Source organism: Bradyrhizobium sp. Rc3b, from assembly GCF_900114915.1.
Classification (GTDB): Bacteria; Pseudomonadota; Alphaproteobacteria; order Rhizobiales; family Xanthobacteraceae; genus Bradyrhizobium.
The window spans coordinates 26,302-44,619 of sequence record NZ_FOUS01000023.1 but is presented as its reverse complement, the minus strand read 5'-3'; the positions used below and the strand labels follow the sequence as shown (position 1 = coordinate 44,619).

The window sequence follows — 18,318 nt, the reverse complement described above, 5'->3', positions numbered from 1 at the left end:
GTACTTCCCTGTATCAGGGCGTCGTGGAGAGTTGAGATGGATCAGTTCTTATCCGAGCAAGTGCAGAAGCCAGATGCTATCGTGAGCGTCGCATTTGATAAGGCCTGGCGCTTTGTTGAGAAGGATCCGTTGCTGGCGCATAATCGCAAGACGGTCCTCCATAGTCGGTTATGCACTTTCCTTGAGTCTTCGATAAAGACGGGCGAACGGAATTCCTTGACTTTGGCTAACGAGGCAATACGCAGCTTGCGGGCTGAACTGGCGCGGTCGACCGGGCAATATGGCGCTTGAACCTGTACTGCCCCATGAGCTTGGCTTGTTAAGGCTCTTGGGGATATGCGGCGTAAGAACATGGGGCAGAGCGTGGTGGCGCTGACCTTCCTCCACTCATGTTTCGCCCCGCGGAAGACGAGCACGTTCGCGACTACAGTCAGTCACCTGGAATCCAGTGCAAGTCGGGACGAGACGGGACAGACGCGCTAATATTCGCTGGCGCGAGGAAAAGCCATACCGTTTCCCCTCCCAACCTTGCTTGGCACGAGCTGCGCAACGCTTCAGGCACGAGTCTCGTCAAGCACAGCCGCATCCACATCCGTCGATCGAGGTCGAAGTTGAGGAACTTGTGCTACACTTGCGAAGTCATGAGCCAAAGCGATCGAGGCCTGTAGTCGCATCGCCGCATCGCTCACGATTGTAAGCGGCAGCACGACCGTCCTGCCGGAGAGTGAGATCGAGCGCCTGAGGTCGGTTCTCGATCAGGGGTCTTAACTTGCCGAACTCTCTGAACAGCGAGCGTGCGCGAGACATGCTGGCGCGGCCTGGCTCTGTCGCGGCTAGCGATAGAGGAAGCCAAACAGCTCGCATTGCGTCCCTTCAGAGGCCATCACGAACGGATCGTGGTTCGAAGAAGCATCTGCGCGAAGCGACCACTATGGTCCCAGCTTTCATTCGAGACAGTGCACGGCGAAATGCGCGCTCCATAATCTGACGCGGCGTGCGATTCAACCCATTTCTTTCGATGACATGTTGTGCGGCAGATACAGCAATTCGCGATCATGTTGTTAAACGCACGGCGCCGGGGCGGCATCGAAAAGGAACGAACTCGAATGAAGAATTTTCTTATTTTGACCGCAACCATCGGCGCACTCAGTGCGGCCGCTCCCGCATTCGGCGCGGACTTGGCCGGGCAGCCCCTCGCGGTCAAGGCGCCGCCGCTGCCGGTCGCAGCCCCGATTGTCGACTGGTCCGGCTACTATATCGGTGTCAATGGCGGTTGGGGAACGAGCCACAATTGCTGGGATTTCAACGGCGTCACTCCCGAGGGCTGCCATAATTCGATTGGCGGTACCATTGGCGGTCAGGTTGGCTATCGTTGGCAAATCTTCAACATGGTCTACGGGATCGAAGGCCAGGGCAACTGGGCCGACTTCAGCGGCTCCAATGTCAGCGCCGCCTTCCCCGCAGACATCATTGACACCAAGACAGATGCGTTCGGTCTGCTCACCGGTCATATCGGCTACGCAATCAATGCCGTGCTGCTATACGCTAAGGGCGGTGCTGCGGTGACCAGCAACACCTATCAGGTCAACTCGGTGGTTACTGGCACCGAGATTGGAAAGAGCAGTGATGTGCGTTGGGGTGGCGTGCTGGGCGCCGGTGCCGAAGTCAGCCTCACGCCGAACTGGTCAGCTGGCGTCGAGTATAACCATCTGTTCATGCAGCGCAGCAGCATCAGCTTTCCAGCCGCCCTTGGCACGGATCGCGTCCACCAGGACGTCGACCTCATCACGGCACGGCTCAATTACAAGTTTGGCTCGCCATTTGCCAAATAGAGACCTTCACGCGATTGCGTGAATCGGAACCCCGACCCGCAGTCGGGGTTCTTTCCTGAGCTGCTCCTCTCCCTGCCGACCCCCAACACAGTTCCGAAGCACTAGGTGCGAGCTCGTCTGAGCGATAAATCCACCGGCTGGATGGCGTGTGGCCGAGATGCCGCCAACACACCTAGGAACAGGTCAGTCGATCCAACAGTTCGTTGATCTTATGAAGTGCCACGCGGGCCCTGGACTGAGCTTGCAGACAGCTCCACCGGCTAGAGGTTTGCCTCTGTTGAGCTTGCATGGCGAGAACGAGATCCTGGGCTCTGATCTGCGCGATATAGCTAAGCTCGGGCGGTACGGGACCTGACGAGCGTCCCGTCAGCATCCATTCAATGCTTAAAGACGAATGCAGTACAAGAGTCATGGCTTTTCCCAATCTTGCGAATTGCCATCGCTAATCCTTCGCCGCTTCTCCGCTGTGCGACGGCGTCGGGGACGAGATCGATGTGCAACACGGAACAGTCGAGGCAGAAGCCATCCTCGTCGCATCATTGTGCGGGGTCTCGTCGAACCCGTCCGACAGGCTTGGCGCAAACGTGCCGAACGTACAAAAAGGGGCCACCTTAAAGGCGCAACGAGAGATACCCGTAGCCGCGAGATCTGCTTGATGTGGAGGACACTTTGCATGCGCTTCTCCAGCAAGGAGAGGACCCGCGCCAGACCAGCAAGTGTCATACCAACTGCTGATCTCACCAAAATAAACGTCGCAGAAAGGGCTTCTAACGTACACGGTTGGTTGCGACGTATGAACCTCGAAGCATTTGTGACATGCGGAGGAAAGGCGACAGCACCATTGCGAGGCGCGCCACGAGGTGAGCTACAGCAAGAAATGCAGCTCACCTCGACGGCGCCTCGAGTGCCGCCCGCTTAGGGCCCAAACGCAGCCCTAATGCAGCCCAGTCAAGTACCAAGTCCGGTAATTGATGGGACGGTCCAAACACGGCACTCGAAGGACACTGCACCTCCGGACAGCAATCCGGGCTAAGCGCTTAGATCCGTCCCCAAGCAGAGACACAGTTAGACCGCACCTAACACACGAATCATGATGGGCTCGGTGGAAAACAGCGAAAATCGTCGCAAGGTCGGTGAAGCATGGCTTCTCTGCTCTTCGCAATCATCTCACTGCTCTATGCAAGCATTGGCCAGGCTGGTGGCACTGCATTCGTCTCGCTAATGGCCATTTTCAGCGGGATGTGGCAGGGATCGTTAACTCCAAAGCCGATGTAGAAAGACAACGACCCAATTGATGAAGCGGAATAGAAGCTACTGCAGATGGTGTCTCGTCCGATGCATCTGGCCGTAGTCGCTTGCCATCAGCAAGACGTCCAAAATCGCGGTGAGTTGGTGGGCTGCATTACACAGAGCGACGAGACGCCGCCGAATCAAGGCGCCCCGACGCACTTTACCGGGGGGCTGAAAGTGCGCTGGGGTCGCCCCAACATCATCAGTACATCCGTGATGATGCTTGTGGCAATGAGACAACCAGCGTGGCGGAATTGAGGCTTATGCGATCGATACTACGGATTAAGAATTGTTTTCGTCGGCTGCGCTAAAGGACTTGAATCGCACGTCGCGTCACGTTGTGCAATTGCGCTCCTCGCGCGCTCATCTAGCAAGCAACTTATCATTCCGTGTCACGGCGGCCTGGATCGAGACATCCGCCGAACTCTGTGCGTCGGCTTTGCTAGTAAGAAAACCGATTTGAAGATCCAGCAGCTCAGCGGCTCCTAGTGAGACCTACAAGTCCTCTGCTTTCGTCGCAAAAAGCTGGCGATCAGCGAATGCGAACCGACGTGCCCTCGGATGAGCGATTGATCGTTCGCGCCGGCTCGTCGGGCACGTCTAGCCGCTTCAACCGTGCTTGCACGAGAAAATTCATACCTAAAGGTTCAGATAATCGCCAACGGGCGGCTCTCACTCCGCTCTGCCCCTACGCCGCGTTGGCAGTAACATCGAAAACGAGACCAGATCTCAGAAGCCACTAGCCGGTTTTGACATAACGCAAAGACACCAGAGAGCGCATCGGTCAGCTTCATGCTGTTTGAGCATGGGAAAGTTAACGTTGCAGATCTCCCTTCTAAATAAGTACTGCGATGCTCACCTGCCTTGGTACACCATCTATCCAACCGTACCGGATTTCTCCGCGTTGGTCGGTGCCACGACTTGTGAGAGCTGGCTGACGCGGCTACCGCCCCAGGAGCCCGTATCGCTCTACATCCACGTTCCGTTCTGTCGCTCTATATGTTGGTATTGCGGCTTCCCTACGAGCCGCACTCGCGGCGAGCGACCAGTCCGCAATTATTTGGCAGCAGTGCGGGACGAGATAGGCTTGGTCGCAGAGCAAGTGCCGCGCGCTCTGCCGGTGAGCGACGTGCATTTCGGCGGCGGGACACCGACGACCATTGCACCAGGCGATTTTCTCGCCTTGTTGGAACTCCTGCGCCACCGCTTTGCATTCAGCAAATCAGCTACCATGGCCGTAGAAATCGATCCGCGCGGTGTCACGGCCGAGATGATCGAGACTTTACAAGCGGCCGGGATTAGCCGCGCGAGCATCGGCGTGCAAAGCTTCGATCCGGTGGTTCAAAGGTCGGTCAACCGCGTGCAGAGCGAGGAGCTCACAGCTTCGGTCGTCGAAAGGCTACGCCAGCATGGCATAAGCCGCATCAATTTCGACCTTCTCTTCGGATTGCCGCATCAGACAGTGGGGTCCTGCGTGGACTCCGCGCGGACGGCTCTGGCCATGCGGCCAGACCGGCTTGCGGTTTTCGGGTATGCTCACGTCCCCTCCTATATGAAACGTCAGCGCCAGATCGATGAGACGGCGCTGGCCGACAATGTCGCCCGCGCTGAGCAAGCCGCGGCCATTGCAGATACGCTGGTCTCGGCGGGCTACCGCCAGATCGGACTCGACCATTTCGCCCTACCCAACGACGAACTTGCGCTGGCGCAGAAAGCTGGTCGTCTGCGCCGCAACTCCCTGGGTTATTCGGCTGATACCTGCCAAACCGTGATCGGCTTCGGTCCGTCAGCCATCGGCCGTTTGGGTGAGGGTTACGTCCAGAATGAGACCGCAACCAGTTCCTATCACCAACACATTCGGGCCGGCCGCCTGGCAACCTCAAAAGGCTACTGTCTCACCGCCGAAGATCGCCTCCGCGCGGCAATCATCGAGCGCCTGATGTGCGATTTGCAGGCCGACGTACCAGCGATCTGTGCTGCTCACGGATTTGATCCGATTGTTTTTGCCGATTCGGCCGACCGCCTGGAAATGCTTGCCGAAGATGGGATAGTGGACATTGAAGAGGGATTCATCCGGGTCAAGCAGGAGCACCGGTTTGTCATTCGTGCTGTTGCTGCCGCATTCGATACTTATCTAGACCGTACCCCCTTTTAACTTCGCCGGGCACCGCCGCCGAACACCAGCACGTCAGCATCATATTCAGCGGATCCGACCGGAGCGGATTTGCGCTCGGCGTGCTTAGCTAGGTTAGTCTTGATTTGGTCTCCCTGTTCGAGCAAATGTAATCGGTCGCGCTTCGCGCCGCGACGGGCGCCTTCCAGCGCCGAAGCGGCGCTCCAGCGCCTCGAGCACCGCGTTGAACGCGAGCCCGATCACCGTAATGCCCAGAATGCCGAAATACATCTGCGGGATCAGGAAGCTGTACTGGCTGTTGATGGTGAGATAGCCGCGTCCAGCCTTGGCGCCGACCATTTCGGACGCCACCAGCACCAGCATTGCGGAGGCGCTCGCAAGGCGAATACCGACGAAGATGGCGGGAAGCGCCGCCGGCAGGATCACCTTGCGGAACAGTTGCTGCGGCGTCGCGCCCATGGTCCGCGCCGACCGAACTCGAAATTCTCCGCGGCGGTGCGCCAGGGAAACAGCGCGTATTGCTGGAACACGATGCCACGATCGCGTCCGGGCCCGCTAATCGGTCGTCCGTCGAACAGGATCCGGCCGCTGGTCGGCGTCATGAGGCCGCCGAGCAGATCGAGCAAAGTCGACTTCCCGCAGCCGCTCGGGCCGACCAGAGCCAGAAACTCGCCAGCGCAAACATCCAGCGTGATGTCCTCCAGGGCGGTAAAGAGGCCCGTCGGACCGCCCCCCTCGCCGCGTGTCAGGAAATCCTTGCGCACGCGCTCGAAGCTGATCTTGACCGAGCTCATTGCGCCTCCGCGGTCTTGCCGGGGCGGAAACAGTTGAAGGCGTTGGTGTAGACGTCGGACGCTTTGATCTGGCCCAGCTTGAACAGGCCGTCCTTCTCGAGCCAGTCAATCCAGACCCGGATTTCTGCGTCCGAGATCCAGGCCGCCCTTGGTCGCAACACCGGTGCTCTTCCAATATTTGATCGAAGAGGCATCCTCGTTGCGCTTGCGCTCGGCGATGATCCTGTCGAAGCGCGCTCGCACCTCTTCCGCCTGTGTCGTCTGCGCCCACGCGATCGCGCGCGAGATGCCTTCGATCAACCTGCGGGACGCCTCGGGATTGTCCTTGATGAATTTGTCCCGCAGCACGTAAGAGCCGCCGGTGAACTGGCCGAACAGGTCAATGTCGTTAAACAGCGAGTTGATGCCACCGCGATCGAGCGCCTTGTCGCGAAGCACGCCGCTGAGAGCACTCACCTCAACTTGGCCCTGGCGCAGCGCCTGTTCGCCGCTACCGGCGGGATCGCCACCAGCGTCACCTGCTTGGCCTCGCTTGCTGAGAGGCCGTTGCGGGCGAGATATTCGCGCAGCACGAACTCCAGATGCGCACCTAGCGTATTGACGGCGACCTTCTTGCCGATCAGGTCGCGCGTTCTTGAGCGGGTTGTCGTCCTTCCCGTAGTAACCGTAATAGGTGTTGGCGTCCGAAGCGTAATAGCCGACCACGGCTTTGATTGGCGCACGTGCGGCGATCAATTTCAGGATCGCGCCATAGAAGGCGCCGCCGATATCGATGTCGCCGGTCACCACCGTCTGGATGTCCTGCGGGCCGCTAATGGTGTTGCCGACCCATTTCAGCTTCAGAGGCGCGAGATACCCGAGATCATCGGCGAGCTCGATAAACGTCACCTGCCCGGCCCCAGCCCTGATGACGAATCTCGGTTTTGTCGAGCGGCGACTCGGCAAAGGCGAGAGCCGCGAGGCCGAACGAAGTCGCCGGCGAGCAGCAGCCTCACGGCCTTGAGCGCGGCGAACTGCCGCGCGCGAACAAAGCGAAACAAGAATTCATGTGATCAATCCTCGTCGGCGGTGCGAGATCAGGTGGCCTCGGCCGTCAGCGGTTTCGGCGCCTTTGCCGAAGCCATCTTCATGGCACCAGACGTTGGCGAGCACGCAAGAGTTCTATGCCGACATCAAGCGCCAGGCGCGCGCGTTCGACCGCAATCCCGACCAGATCCGGGGCGCGCGGTACTAGAACTCATGGATGCTCGTGCTTCTGCAGCGGAGTCGGGAAGACAGCCGGCAGGAGCTGAGCTGTCGCTGCGGAAGTACAGAGAAAGACCGAATCAGACGAAATAGGCCGCACCCGCCACTTCATTGCCATGAACAATAGCGGCACTGCATGAAACAGAAAGCGAGGCCGGGTGCGGCTGCGATCTCTCAGCTCGTCGGGATCATCGCGGCGACCTCGCGATCAGCAGCGCGATCGCTCGTCGACAGGCCGGCGATGACGCCAGCGCGGTCCTCGAGCTTGCGGTTCTGGCTCATCTTGCGCTTAGCGTCGAGCCGCGTGATCGGCATGCGCAGGCCGACGATGCCCCGCAGTTGTGCCTTGATGAAATCATCGGGCGCGTCGCTGACCCGCCAGGCCTCCGCACGTTCGCGCTCATGCAGATTGGTCAGCCGCGTCACGACGTCGAGCAGCCGATCCGCATCTTCGAAGAATTCGACCGGACCGTAAGCATGCACGGCGATATAGTTCCAGGTCGGCACGACCTTGCCGTGCTCGGCCTTCGTCACGTACCAGGACGGCGATACGTAAGCGTCGGGGCCGGCGAAGATCGCCATCGCTTCGCCGGTGGCGGGCGTCTTCCATTGCGTGTTGGGCCGCGCGACGTGGCTATAGAGCGTCCCGTTCTCGCCTTCGCCCTCATCGAGGGTCAGCGGTAGCGGGGTGCCGATCAGGCCGTCGGCGGTCGCGGTGACCAGTGTCGCCAGCCGCGACGCAAGCATCGCGGCATGGATCTGGCAACGCTCGTCGATCTTGAAGTGGGGCGGCAGATACATGGCAGGCCTCCTGACAAATCTTTTACGTGATTGACTCGCATCTTAGAGGCCAGAATGGTCTATCGTTAGGTCCACTTTCGACAATTTCGACTGGTCCATTATGCCGCGTCGGCGCGTCACCACAGACATCCCCTCACTCGGCGTGATCGACCGCGCCGCAGCCCAGGTCGGCCGACAGATCGCGCATGCACTGCGCACCGCGATCGCCAAGGGCGAACTGAAGCCCGGCGAATTGCTGCCGTCGACACGGACGCTATCGACGTCACTGCGCGTCGCGCGCGGCACAGTGACGGAAGCCTTCGAGCAATTGCAAGCCGAGGGTTATCTGGACTCGCGCGTCGGCGCCGGCACCCGCGTGGCACCGATGCTCGCCGAGCAGCCGCGGCCCGCGCGATCGTCGCGCAGCCGGAAAGCGGAGACCATGCCGATCGACCTGCCCCCGCGTGCCACGAAACTGGCGGAGGTGGTGGGCGCCTTCACGCCGATGCCGGAGGTGCCGTTCGCGATCGCCGTGCCCGCCGGCGCGGTCGCGCCCGACGACCATTGGCGGCGCCTTGGCAACCGCGTGCGCGCCTCACGCGCGGCGGCGCCGGCGAGCTATGGCGATCCGCGCGGGCTGATGGAATTACGGCGGGCAATCGCCGACTATGTGCGCAAGTCGCGCGCGGTGCTGTGCGAGCCCGAACAGGTGGTGATCACTGCCGGCACACAGCAGGGACTTTATCTCGCCGGCCGCGTGCTGCTGTCGCGCGGCGATCGGGTGTGGGCCGAAGACCCCGCCTATCCCGGCATGACGGCGGTGCTCGACGATCTCGACCTTGTCACCACGCGCGTGCCAGTGGATGAGCAGGGCATCGACGTCGACGCCGGCATTGCGATTTGCGCGGATGCGCGCGCAGCTTTCGCCACGCCTTCGCATCAATATCCGCTAGGCATGCCGATCAGCATGATCAGGCGGAAGGCGCTGCTGGCATGGGCCGCGCGCCAGGGCGCCTGGATCGTCGAGGACGATTACGACAGCGAGCTGCGCTATGCCGGCCATCCCTTCCCGTCGATGCAAGGCCTCGACCCGCAGCGCGTCGTCTATCTGGGCACACTGAGCAAGGTGCTATTTCCGTCGCTGCGGCTCGGCTATGTCGTCGCACCTGCACCACTGATCGATGCGTTCGCCGGCGCGCGTGCCCTGCTCGATCGCCACTCGCCGACGGCGGACCAGCACGTGCTTGCCGCCTACATGCAGGAAGGTTTGTTCGAAGCCCATATCAGGCGCATCCGCGGCGTCTATGCTGCGCGACGCGCAACGCTGATCGCGGCGCTCACACGCCACATGCCTGATGGCGTCACGCTGCAGCCGAGCGATCAGGGCATGCATCTGCTGCTGTGGCTGCCTGACGGCGCCGACGACGTACGGCTGGCCCAGGCTTCGCTCGATGCCGGCATCGTCGTGCGCGCGATCTCGCCGATGTACCATCAAGCACCACGCGCCGGCCTGATGCTCGGATTCGGCGGATTTGCGCCGCAGGAACTCGAGGCCGCAGTACTGCGGCTGCGACACGTGATGGACACGAATGGAATGCAGCAGGCGCCGCGGCGCAAGTCGCGCCGCGCATCGTGACGAGAAACTCTCGTACGCGCAGTAGAGCGCCCTATGCGGCGGCAGTCCCTCGTATGACTGGCCGCCAGCTCCATCGCCGGTCGGTGTACCAGATCGACGTCGAAAAAGTGCTTCGCTCGCTCCGCCCCGGGACATGCTCAATCCAGACGATTCCTGCGCCGGCCCTCAATGAGATCGAGAATTGCCCGAGCGGCTTCAAGCACATTCGTGCCGGGCCCGAATATTGCGGCCACGCCCTTTTGAAATAAATCATTGTAATCTTGCCGGGGCACCACCCCGCCGCAGACAACGATGATATTGCTGTGTCCAGCCGCCTTCAGCTCCTCGATAACCTGCGGAATCAGCGTCTTGTGCCCCGCGGCCAGAGACGAAACCCCAAGCACATGCACGCCGGCACGAACTGCCAAGGTCACAGCTTCCGCGGGAGTCTGGAACAACGGTCCAGCGACTACATCGAAGCCAATGTCCCCAAACGCGGACGCGATAATCTTCGCCCCTCGATCATGTCCATCTTGGCCCAGCTTCGCGATCATGATTTTCGGCTGCTGGCCAATACCTCGCGAGACTTCGCCGACGCGCGCTATTAGATTTATGAACTCGGGATCGTCTCCATAAGCGGGCCCGTATATCTTGGAAACGATGGCCGGAATCGCGTGATGATCCCCGAAGGCTAATCGCATTGCGTCGGACATCTCACCAACTGTCGCGCGGCTTCTGGCGGCCTCGGTCGCTGCTGCGAGTAGGTTACCCTCCCCCGTCCGGGCCATGCGCGTCAGCTCCGCTAGTGTAGTGCCTACCTTATTCGGATCGCGCATCTTCTTGATCCGCGCCAGACGTTCGATCTGCGAGGCGCGCACAGTAGAATTGTCGATTTCAAGAATATCGATCGATTCTTCCTGCTCGAGCCGATAGCGATTGACTCCAACGATCACCTGATCTCCGCGATCGATGGCGGCCTGCTTTCGCGTCGCGGATTCTTCGATGAGCCTCTTCGGCCAGCCAGTCGAGATTGCGCGCGCCATTCCGCCCATCTTTTCAATCTCTTCCATGAGCTGCCAAGCTTCCCGGGCGAGATCGTCGGTCAGGCGCTCTACAAAGTACGACCCAGCAAGGGGATCGACCACATCGGTGACGCCCGTTTCATGTTGAAGTATCAATTGTGTATTGCGGGCGATCCGCGCCGAGAATTCCGTTGGCAGTGCGATCGCCTCATCAAACGAGTTCGTATGTAGCGATTGGGTTCCGCCCAATACGGCAGCCAAGGCTTCATAGGCGGTCCGCACGATATTGTTGTATGGATCCTGCTCCTGGAGAGACACTCCCGACGTCTGGCAGTGGGTACGGAGAATCAAAGACGACTGCTTCTTGGGCTGAAACTCCGCCATCACGCGAGACCAGATCAACCTGGCGGCGCGGAGCTTCGCCGCCTCCATGAAGAAATTCATTCCAATCGCGAAAAAGAACGAAAGTCGTCCGGCGAAATCATCGACGTTGAGACCTTTGGCAAGCGCCGCTCTCACGTACTCGCGTCCGTCAGCGAGCGTAAAAGCTAGTTCCTGAACGAGCGTCGCTCCGGCTTCCTGCATATGATAGCCAGAGATCGATATCGAATTGAACCGAGGCATGTTCTGCGCCGTGTACGCAATAATATCTGCGATGATGCGCATCGACGGCTGTGGAGGATAGATGTAAGTATTTCGAACCATGAACTCCTTGAGAATGTCGTTCTGGATCGTTCCGGATAGGGCCTCCCGCGGAACTCCCTGCTCTTCACCGGCCACGATGAAGGTCGCCAGAATGGGGATGACCGCGCCGTTCATAGTCATCGAGACGGATGTTTCCCCTAGCGGAATCCCGTCGAAAAGGATTTTCATGTCTTCGACTGAATCGATGGCAACACCAGCCTTGCCTACATCGCCGACAACGCGTGGGTGATCGGAGTCATATCCGCGGTGCGTCGCCAAATCGAAAGCGACTGACAATCCCTTTTGTCCGGACGCCAATGCGGCGCGATAGAATGCGTTGGATGCCTCCGCTGTCGAGAATCCTGCGTATTGTCGGATCGTCCAAGGCCGCCCAGCGTACATCGTCGCTCGCGGACCACGAACGAACGGCCAAGCGCCGGGCAGAGAGTCCAAATGGGCAATGCCGTTCAAGTCCGATGCCGTATAGATGGGTTTGATCGCGATATTTTCCGGCGTTTCGCGCAAGAGCGTATCGGGATCGGCCTTCAGTTCCTTCTCTGCGACCTTCCTCCACTCATCTGGAAATATCATTGTCCTTCCTCATCTCGCATGCCTTCGGTGGCCGCACTCATTTGAATTCCAGAATCAGCGCGTCCACCGCCAGCGTCGCACCGGCGCTGGCGTGAACCTTCTTCACGGTGCCGTCCTGCTCGGCGCGCAGCACGTTCTGCATCTTCATGGCTTCGACCACGGCCAGCGTCTCGCCGGCCTTGACCTCCTGCCCTTCGCTCACCGCGATCGAGACGATCAAGCCCGGCATCGGGCAGAGCAGCTTCTTGCCGGTGTCGGAGGCCGTCGTCACCGGCATCAGCCGGGCGGAGGCCGCTTCCGCTTCGGTCCAGACATAGACCGGCACCTCGACGCCCTGATGTGCGAGACGGATGCCGTTCGCGATCGGGCGCGCCTGCACCGCGACGAAATGACCGTCGATGGTGCCCTGCCAGACCGGATCGCCCGGCTTCCAAGGCGACTGCAGCAAATGCGCTTGGCCGGCCTTGCCCTCGGCGTCGACGAAGCGCACCGCGATCGCGTCGCCCTCGCGGGCAACCTCGAGCAAGATCTCCTGGCGGTCGAGCCAGACCGCGCGGCGCCGCTCGCGCTGCACGACGCGGCCGCCCATCTGGCCGGAAATCTGGCGCTTGCGCTCGCCGAGCACGTGATCGATGGCGGCGCCGACAGCAGCGATCCGCCGCGCGACCTCGCCTTCCGGTACGCGCACCGCAAAACCCTTGGGGAATTCTTCCGCGATGAACTCGGTCGAGAGATTACCCTCGCGCCAACGCGGATGATGCATCAGCGCCGACAGGAACGGGATGTTGTGGCGGATGCCGTCGACATAGAACGAATCCAGCGCGGTCGCCTGCGCCTCGATCGCGGCCGCGCGCGAGGGCGCGTGCGTCACGAGCTTGGCGATCATCGGATCGTAATAGATCGAGATCTCGCCACTCTCCTGCACACCGGTATCGTTGCGCACGGTGATGCCGTCCTTGCTCACTTCCGCCGGCGGGCGATACTTCACCAGCCGCCCGATCGAGGGCAGGAAGTTGCGGAACGGGTCTTCGGCGTAGAGCCGCGATTCCACCGCCCAGCCGGTGAGCGCGACGTCCTTCTGGCTGATCGCGAGCTTCTCGCCGGCGGCGACGCGCAGCATCTGCTCGACGAGGTCGACGCCGGTGACGAGCTCGGTCACGGGATGCTCGACCTGGAGGCGCGTGTTCATCTCCAGGAAGTAGAAGCTCTTGTCCTGGCCGGCGACGAACTCGACCGTGCCGGCGGAATCATAGTTCACCGCCTTGGCCAGCGCGACGGCCTGCTCGCCCATCTTGCGGCGGGTGGCTTCGTCGAGCAGCGGCGACGGCGCCTCCTCGATGACTTTCTGGTTGCGGCGCTGGATCGAGCATTCTCGCTCGCCGAGATAGATGACGTTGCCGTGCTTGTCGCCCAGCACCTGGATCTCGATGTGGCGGGGATCGACGATGAACCTTTCGACGAAGACGCGATCGTCGCCGAACGAAGCCTTGGCCTCGGCCTTGGCGAGGTTGAAGCCCTCGGCGACCTCGGCTTTCGAATGCGCGATGCGCATGCCCTTGCCGCCGCCGCCGGCGGAGGCCTTGATCATCACGGGATAGCCGATCTCGTCCGCGATCTTGACCGCGTGCTTGTCGTCCTCGATGACGCCGAGATAGCCGGGCACGGTCGAGACCCTGGCCTTGGCGGCCGCCTTCTTCGACTCGATCTTGTCGCCCATCGCGGCGATCGCGCCCGGGTTCGGGCCGATGAAGACGATACCGGCGGCTTCCAGTGCCCGCGGAAACGCCTCCCGCTCGGACAGGAAGCCGTAGCCGGGATGCACGGCCTCGGCGCCGGTCTTTTTGCACGCCTCGACGATCTTCTCGATCACCAGATAGCTCTCGGCTGCCGCCGGCGGGCCGATCAGGACGGCCTCGTCGGCCATCTCGACATGAAGGGCGTCGCGGTCGGCGCCGGAATAGACGGCGACCGTCTGAATTCCCATCTTGCGGGCGGTCTTGATGACCCGGCAGGCGATTTCGCCGCGATTGGCGATCAGAATTTTCTTGAACATTGTCATAGCGGCAAATTGTCGTGCTTCTTCGCGGGCATCTCGACCTTCTTGTCCTTCAGCATCGCCAGCGCACGGGCGATCCGCTTGCGGGTCGAGTGCGGCATGATGACGTCGTCGATGTAGCCGCGCTCGGCGGCGATGAAGGGGGACAGGAAGCGGTCTTCGTATTCCCTAGTGCGGGCGGCGATCTTGTCGGCGTCGCCGATGTCGCTGCGGAAGATGATCTCGACCGCGCCCTTGGCGCCCATCACCGCGATCTGGGCGGTCGGCCAGGCGTAGTTCATGTCGGCGCCGATCTCCTTGGAGGCCATGACGTCGAAGGCGCCGCCATAGGCCTTGCGGGTGATGATGGTCACCAGCGGCACGGTGCACTGCGAGTAGGCGAACAGGAGCTTGGCGCCGTGCTTGATCAGGCCGCCATATTCCTGCGCGATGCCCGGCAGGAAGCCCGGCACGTCGACAAAAGTGACGATCGGGATGTTGAAGGCATCACAGAAGCGGACGAAGCGCGCGGCCTTGCGCGAGGCATCCGAGTCGAGCACGCCCGCCAGCACCATCGGCTGGTTGGCGATGAAGCCGACGGTGCGGCCGGCGATGCGGCCGAAGCCGGTGACGATGTTCTTGGCAAACAGGTCCGCGATCTCGAAGAAGTCGCCCTCGTCCACGACCTTCAGGATCAGCTCCTTCATGTCGTAAGGCTTGTTCGGATTGTCGGGGATCAGCGTGTCCAGGGACATGTCGACCCGGCCGATGTCATCAAAGCTCGGCCATTCCGGCACGCCATCGGTGTTGTTCGAGGGCAGGAAGTCGATCAGGCGGCGCATCTGCAGCAGCGCATCGACGTCGTTCTCGAAGGCGCCGTCGGCGATCGAGGAGCGCGTCGCGTGCACCGAGGCGCCGCCGAGCTCTTCGGCCGTCACCACCTCGTTGGTCACGGTCTTCACCACGTCGGGACCGGTGACGAACATGTAGCTGGTGTTCTTCACCATGAAGATGAAGTCAGTCATGGCAGGCGAATAGACGTCGCCGCCCGCGCAGGGGCCCATAATGACGGAGATCTGCGGGATCACGCCCGAGGCGATGACGTTGCGGCGGAACACGTAGGAATAGCCCGCGAGCGCGGCGACGCCCTCCTGGATGCGCGCGCCGCCCGCGTCATAGAGGCCGATGATGGGCGCCCGCGCCTTCATCGCCATGTCCTGCAGCTTGGTGATCTTCAGCGCGTGGGTCTCGGACAGCGAGCCGCCGAACACCGTAAAATCCTTGGCGAAGACGAAGGTCTTGCGGCCGTTGACGGTGCCCCACCCCGTGACGACGCCGTCGCCGGGCACCTTGGTCTTCTCCATGCCGAACTCGGTGGAGCGGTGCTCGACGAACATGTCGAACTCCTCGAACGATCCCTTGTCGAGCAAAAGCTCAATGCGCTCGCGCGCGGTCAGCTTGCCGCGGGCGTGCTGCGCCTCGATGCGCTTTTTCCCGCCGCCAAGTCTGGCACCAGCACGTCGGTCTTCGAGTTCGGCCAATGTAGTCACGACAGCGTATCCTCACAGTCAGGTCCGACTTGGTACGAACCAAGAAGCGCTCTTTATGGAACAGCGCCGCCATTGCTCGCACGAGCGAACGGCGGCCCTCGCGGTCACTTCTCCAAAGCCTCGCAAGCCGGCAGTGCCAACAGGCCCCCGGTTGCCACAATCTTTCGATTTTCAAACTGGGGTGGCAAAGCCAATTCCCCGAGCGGTTGGGGCTTCGAAACTTTTAACCTCATCGGTTGTGTGCAAACTTAGCAAATCGATCGCCGCTGAAGGACCAATTAAATGCTTAAAACTGCTGACAACGCACCACATCTTGTAAAGATTGTAAATTGACAAAGTATCAAAAGATCTTTGCGGGCGACCGGCTGCGGCGGCTGCGCGAACAACGTGGGACAACACAAGCCGAACTCGCAGACGCCCTTGGCATTTCGGCAGGTTATTTGAGCCAAATGGAGGGAGACCAGAGGCCGATCACGCGCAAGTTGCTAATGCGTCTCAGCCGGCTACTCGGCATTGAACCGAATTATTTCGCAGCCGATGATGACTTGCGTCTCGCGAGCGAACTCCGTGAAACCGCCAGCGACCCCCTATTCGGATCGGCCCTATCGGCCGATGAGGCGAGCGCGGCCGTCCGAGTCGCCCCCGAGGTCGCGCAGCGCTTCCTCCATCTTTATCGCGGTTATCTTGCGCTCGAGGAAGAGCATCGTTCCCTACAAACGCGCGTCGCACAGAATGATGTGGGTGCCGCGAGCCGCTTTCCCTACGATGAGGTCAGGGATTGGGTGCAATCGAAGCGAAACTATTTCGATGCACTCGACCGCGCCGCCGAAAGACTTGCTGAAGCAAGACAATTCCACCCTGAGAATCGCAGCGAAGACTTCATCAGGTATCTGCGCGATGCGTATGGGATCCGAACGGAGCAAACGCCGGAGGACCTTGGCAAAGGCATGATTTGGCGACTTGATAACAACGCCAAGACACTCTTCCTGTCCGAGGATGCTCCCGTAGAGAGTCGACTATTTTGGATTGCTCATGTCATCGGCCTCCTGGAACAGCGAAACAGCATCGAGCGCCACATCAAACAGGCACGATTGAGCAACGAGGAAGCTGCATCGCTGGCACGCGTCGCCCTCGCCAATTACTTCGCCGGCGCATTGGTCATGCCGTATCAGGCATTCCTCACCACCGCGCGCGAAGCTCGGTACGACATCGAACGCCTTCAGCGACGCTTCGGCACGAGCTTCGAGCAGGTCTGCCATCGCCTGAGTACGCTTCAGCGTAGGAACTCGCCAGGCATTCCGTTCTACTTCTTGAAGATCGACATCGCCGGAAACGTCCTGAAGCGCAGCAGCGCCACCCGCTTCCAGTTCGCCCGCTTCGGAGGTCCCTGCCCGCTCTGGAACGTGCATCAATCGTTTTCGCATCCCGGCCACATCCTGGTCCAGTTGGCCGCCTCGCCTGATGGAACCAGGTATCTCTCCGTAGCTCGAACCGTGAGTCTCTCGACGGGCTCCTATCTTAGCCGCCCGCGTGCCGTCGCAGTCGGACTAGGATGCGAAATTGCCTATGCAAACGAGATGGTCTACTCGAAAGGCTTGGACTTGGACGATCGTGATGCGATCGATCCCATTGGCCCGGGTTGCAGGGCCTGCGAACGCAAAGATTGTCGTCACCGGGCGTTGCCGCCGATCGGACATCCACTTGACGTGGGTACAATCGAAAGAGGAGTTGTCCCATATCAGATCGCCACTAAGATTCCGCGAACCAAAAACAGCAGATGACGGCGCAGGCACCCACCCCAATGGGCTGACCGGCCGTCTTCGGGTACCAGAGAGCGGTGGCGGATTTTCAATTCCCACCCTTGTCGCCATGCCCTCCAGGCTCTGAGCCGTCAGTTAGACTCATGCGGATTTCATCTCCCGCTCGGTTGCACCGGATCGTTGGCTTATGTATTCCCAAGCTCGCGGGCGAGCGTAGCTAACCGTATCGGAGCCCCACCGCCCCTGCCGAGAGCAAGCATCCTCGGAATCCGGAAGCGGGGTCGTTTGTTGCAACGCTGGCAAGCCGAGGCGTTCGGGGCCGCAAACGAAAGGCAAAGCCATGTTCGCATATCAGACTTTCTTCGTGTTCTTGGCAGCCGCGCTGCTCGTGGCTGTCACGCCAGGACCGGGCATCTTCTATATCGTGGCGCGTACGCTTGCGGGTGGCAGGAGCGAAGGTTTGGCATCGAGCGTCGGTCTGGGTCTCGGTGGGCTTGTGCACGTGCTAGCTGGCGCGGTCGGCCTATCTGCGCTCCTTATGGCAAGCGCAGATGCTTTCACGTTGCTCAAGGTGGTGGGAGGCTTGTATCTCGTCTGGCTGGGGATCAAAACATGGCGCGAAGCACGTGTCCTGGAGCCGGCCGACGTTCACACCACTGGGGCTCGCCGGGCCTTTCGCGAGGGTATCGTCGTGGAAGCACTAAATCCCAAGACAGCCGCATTCTTTCTCGCGTTCATCCCTCAGTTCATCGACCCATCCACGAACGTCGCCGCACAGTTCATCGTGCTGGGGCTGATCTCGGTCGCACTCAACACGAGCGTAGACTTGATCGTGACCTATTGGGCGGCGAAAGCACGGGAGGGCTTCGCAAAGCGGCCGTCATTCATCGTCAAGACGCGGCAGGTATCGGGCGCCGTCATGTGCGGGCTGGGAGCAACTCTGCTGTTCGCCCGTCGCACGAGTTGATGTTTTCTCAGTTTAGACA

The 18,318-nt window shown here is 60.8% G+C and carries 13 protein-coding genes; 6 read left to right on the top strand and 7 right to left on the bottom strand.

Annotated elements, in window-relative coordinates; all coding sequences use genetic code 11:
- The first annotated feature begins 36 nt into the window (after positions 1–36).
- From BM190_RS36340 to hemN, 3 genes are all read left to right on the top strand, one after another.
- Positions 37–291 (top strand): hypothetical protein, encoded by a 255-nt coding sequence (locus tag BM190_RS36340; protein ID WP_092262366.1) that lies wholly within the window; start codon positions 37–39, stop codon positions 289–291.
- An 815-nt stretch (positions 292–1,106) separates the two neighbouring features.
- The gene (locus BM190_RS36335; protein ID WP_092262311.1) at positions 1,107–1,832 is read left to right on the top strand and encodes an outer membrane protein; all 726 of its coding nucleotides are present in this window, start codon (positions 1,107–1,109) and stop codon (positions 1,830–1,832) included.
- A gap of 2,110 nt (positions 1,833–3,942) precedes the next feature.
- Positions 3,943–5,277, top strand: coding sequence for an oxygen-independent coproporphyrinogen III oxidase (gene hemN, locus BM190_RS36325; protein WP_092262365.1), 1,335 nt, complete (start codon positions 3,943–3,945; stop codon positions 5,275–5,277).
- A 93-nt stretch (positions 5,278–5,370) separates the two neighbouring features.
- Here the strand turns inward: hemN and BM190_RS36320 are convergent, their stop codons facing one another.
- The 4 genes from BM190_RS36320 to BM190_RS36305 all read right to left on the bottom strand — a co-directional run bounded on the left by BM190_RS36320 (position 5,371) and on the right by BM190_RS36305 (position 8,096).
- Positions 5,371–5,715 carry an ABC transporter permease gene (locus BM190_RS36320; protein WP_244550861.1) on the bottom strand — a complete coding sequence of 115 codons (345 nt, stop codon included), beginning with the start codon at positions 5,713–5,715 and terminating at the stop codon, positions 5,371–5,373.
- Positions 5,679–6,050 (bottom strand): ATP-binding cassette domain-containing protein, encoded by a 372-nt coding sequence (locus BM190_RS36315; RefSeq protein WP_244550860.1) that lies wholly within the window; start codon positions 6,048–6,050, stop codon positions 5,679–5,681. The genes BM190_RS36320 and BM190_RS36315 overlap by 37 nt, the downstream gene beginning before the upstream one ends.
- A gap of 105 nt (positions 6,051–6,155) precedes the next feature.
- Positions 6,156–6,836, bottom strand: coding sequence for a type 2 periplasmic-binding domain-containing protein (locus BM190_RS36310; protein ID WP_244550859.1), 681 nt, complete (start codon positions 6,834–6,836; stop codon positions 6,156–6,158).
- Positions 6,837–7,469: 633 nt separating this feature from the next.
- Complete coding sequence (locus tag BM190_RS36305) at positions 7,470–8,096, bottom strand: FMN-binding negative transcriptional regulator (RefSeq protein ID WP_092262309.1); 627 nt, start codon at positions 8,094–8,096, stop codon at positions 7,470–7,472.
- A gap of 100 nt (positions 8,097–8,196) precedes the next feature.
- Between BM190_RS36305 and pdxR the strand changes: the two genes are divergently transcribed.
- Complete coding sequence (gene pdxR / locus BM190_RS36300) at positions 8,197–9,711, top strand: MocR-like pyridoxine biosynthesis transcription factor PdxR (RefSeq protein ID WP_092262308.1); 1,515 nt, start codon at positions 8,197–8,199, stop codon at positions 9,709–9,711.
- Positions 9,712–9,848: 137 nt separating this feature from the next.
- Here the strand turns inward: pdxR and scpA are convergent, their stop codons facing one another.
- The 3 genes from scpA to BM190_RS36285 are packed head-to-tail and all read right to left on the bottom strand — an operon-like array spanning position 9,849 to position 15,572.
- Complete coding sequence (gene scpA, locus BM190_RS36295; RefSeq protein WP_092262307.1) at positions 9,849–11,987, bottom strand: methylmalonyl-CoA mutase; 2,139 nt, start codon at positions 11,985–11,987, stop codon at positions 9,849–9,851.
- A gap of 37 nt (positions 11,988–12,024) precedes the next feature.
- Complete coding sequence (locus tag BM190_RS36290; protein ID WP_092262306.1) at positions 12,025–14,040, bottom strand: acetyl-CoA carboxylase biotin carboxylase subunit; 2,016 nt, start codon at positions 14,038–14,040, stop codon at positions 12,025–12,027.
- Between the two features lie 2 nt (positions 14,041–14,042).
- Positions 14,043–15,572, bottom strand: coding sequence for an acyl-CoA carboxylase subunit beta (locus tag BM190_RS36285; RefSeq protein ID WP_092262305.1), 1,530 nt, complete (start codon positions 15,570–15,572; stop codon positions 14,043–14,045).
- A 329-nt stretch (positions 15,573–15,901) separates the two neighbouring features.
- Here BM190_RS36285 and BM190_RS36280 point away from each other — a divergent pair, with 329 nt between their 5' ends.
- Complete coding sequence (locus tag BM190_RS36280) at positions 15,902–17,353, top strand: helix-turn-helix domain-containing protein (RefSeq protein WP_092262304.1); 1,452 nt, start codon at positions 15,902–15,904, stop codon at positions 17,351–17,353.
- A gap of 319 nt (positions 17,354–17,672) precedes the next feature.
- Positions 17,673–18,299: a LysE family translocator gene (locus BM190_RS36275; protein WP_092262303.1), complete on the top strand. Its 627-nt coding sequence runs from the start codon at positions 17,673–17,675 to the stop codon at positions 18,297–18,299.
- Positions 18,300–18,318: the final 19 nt, after the last annotated feature.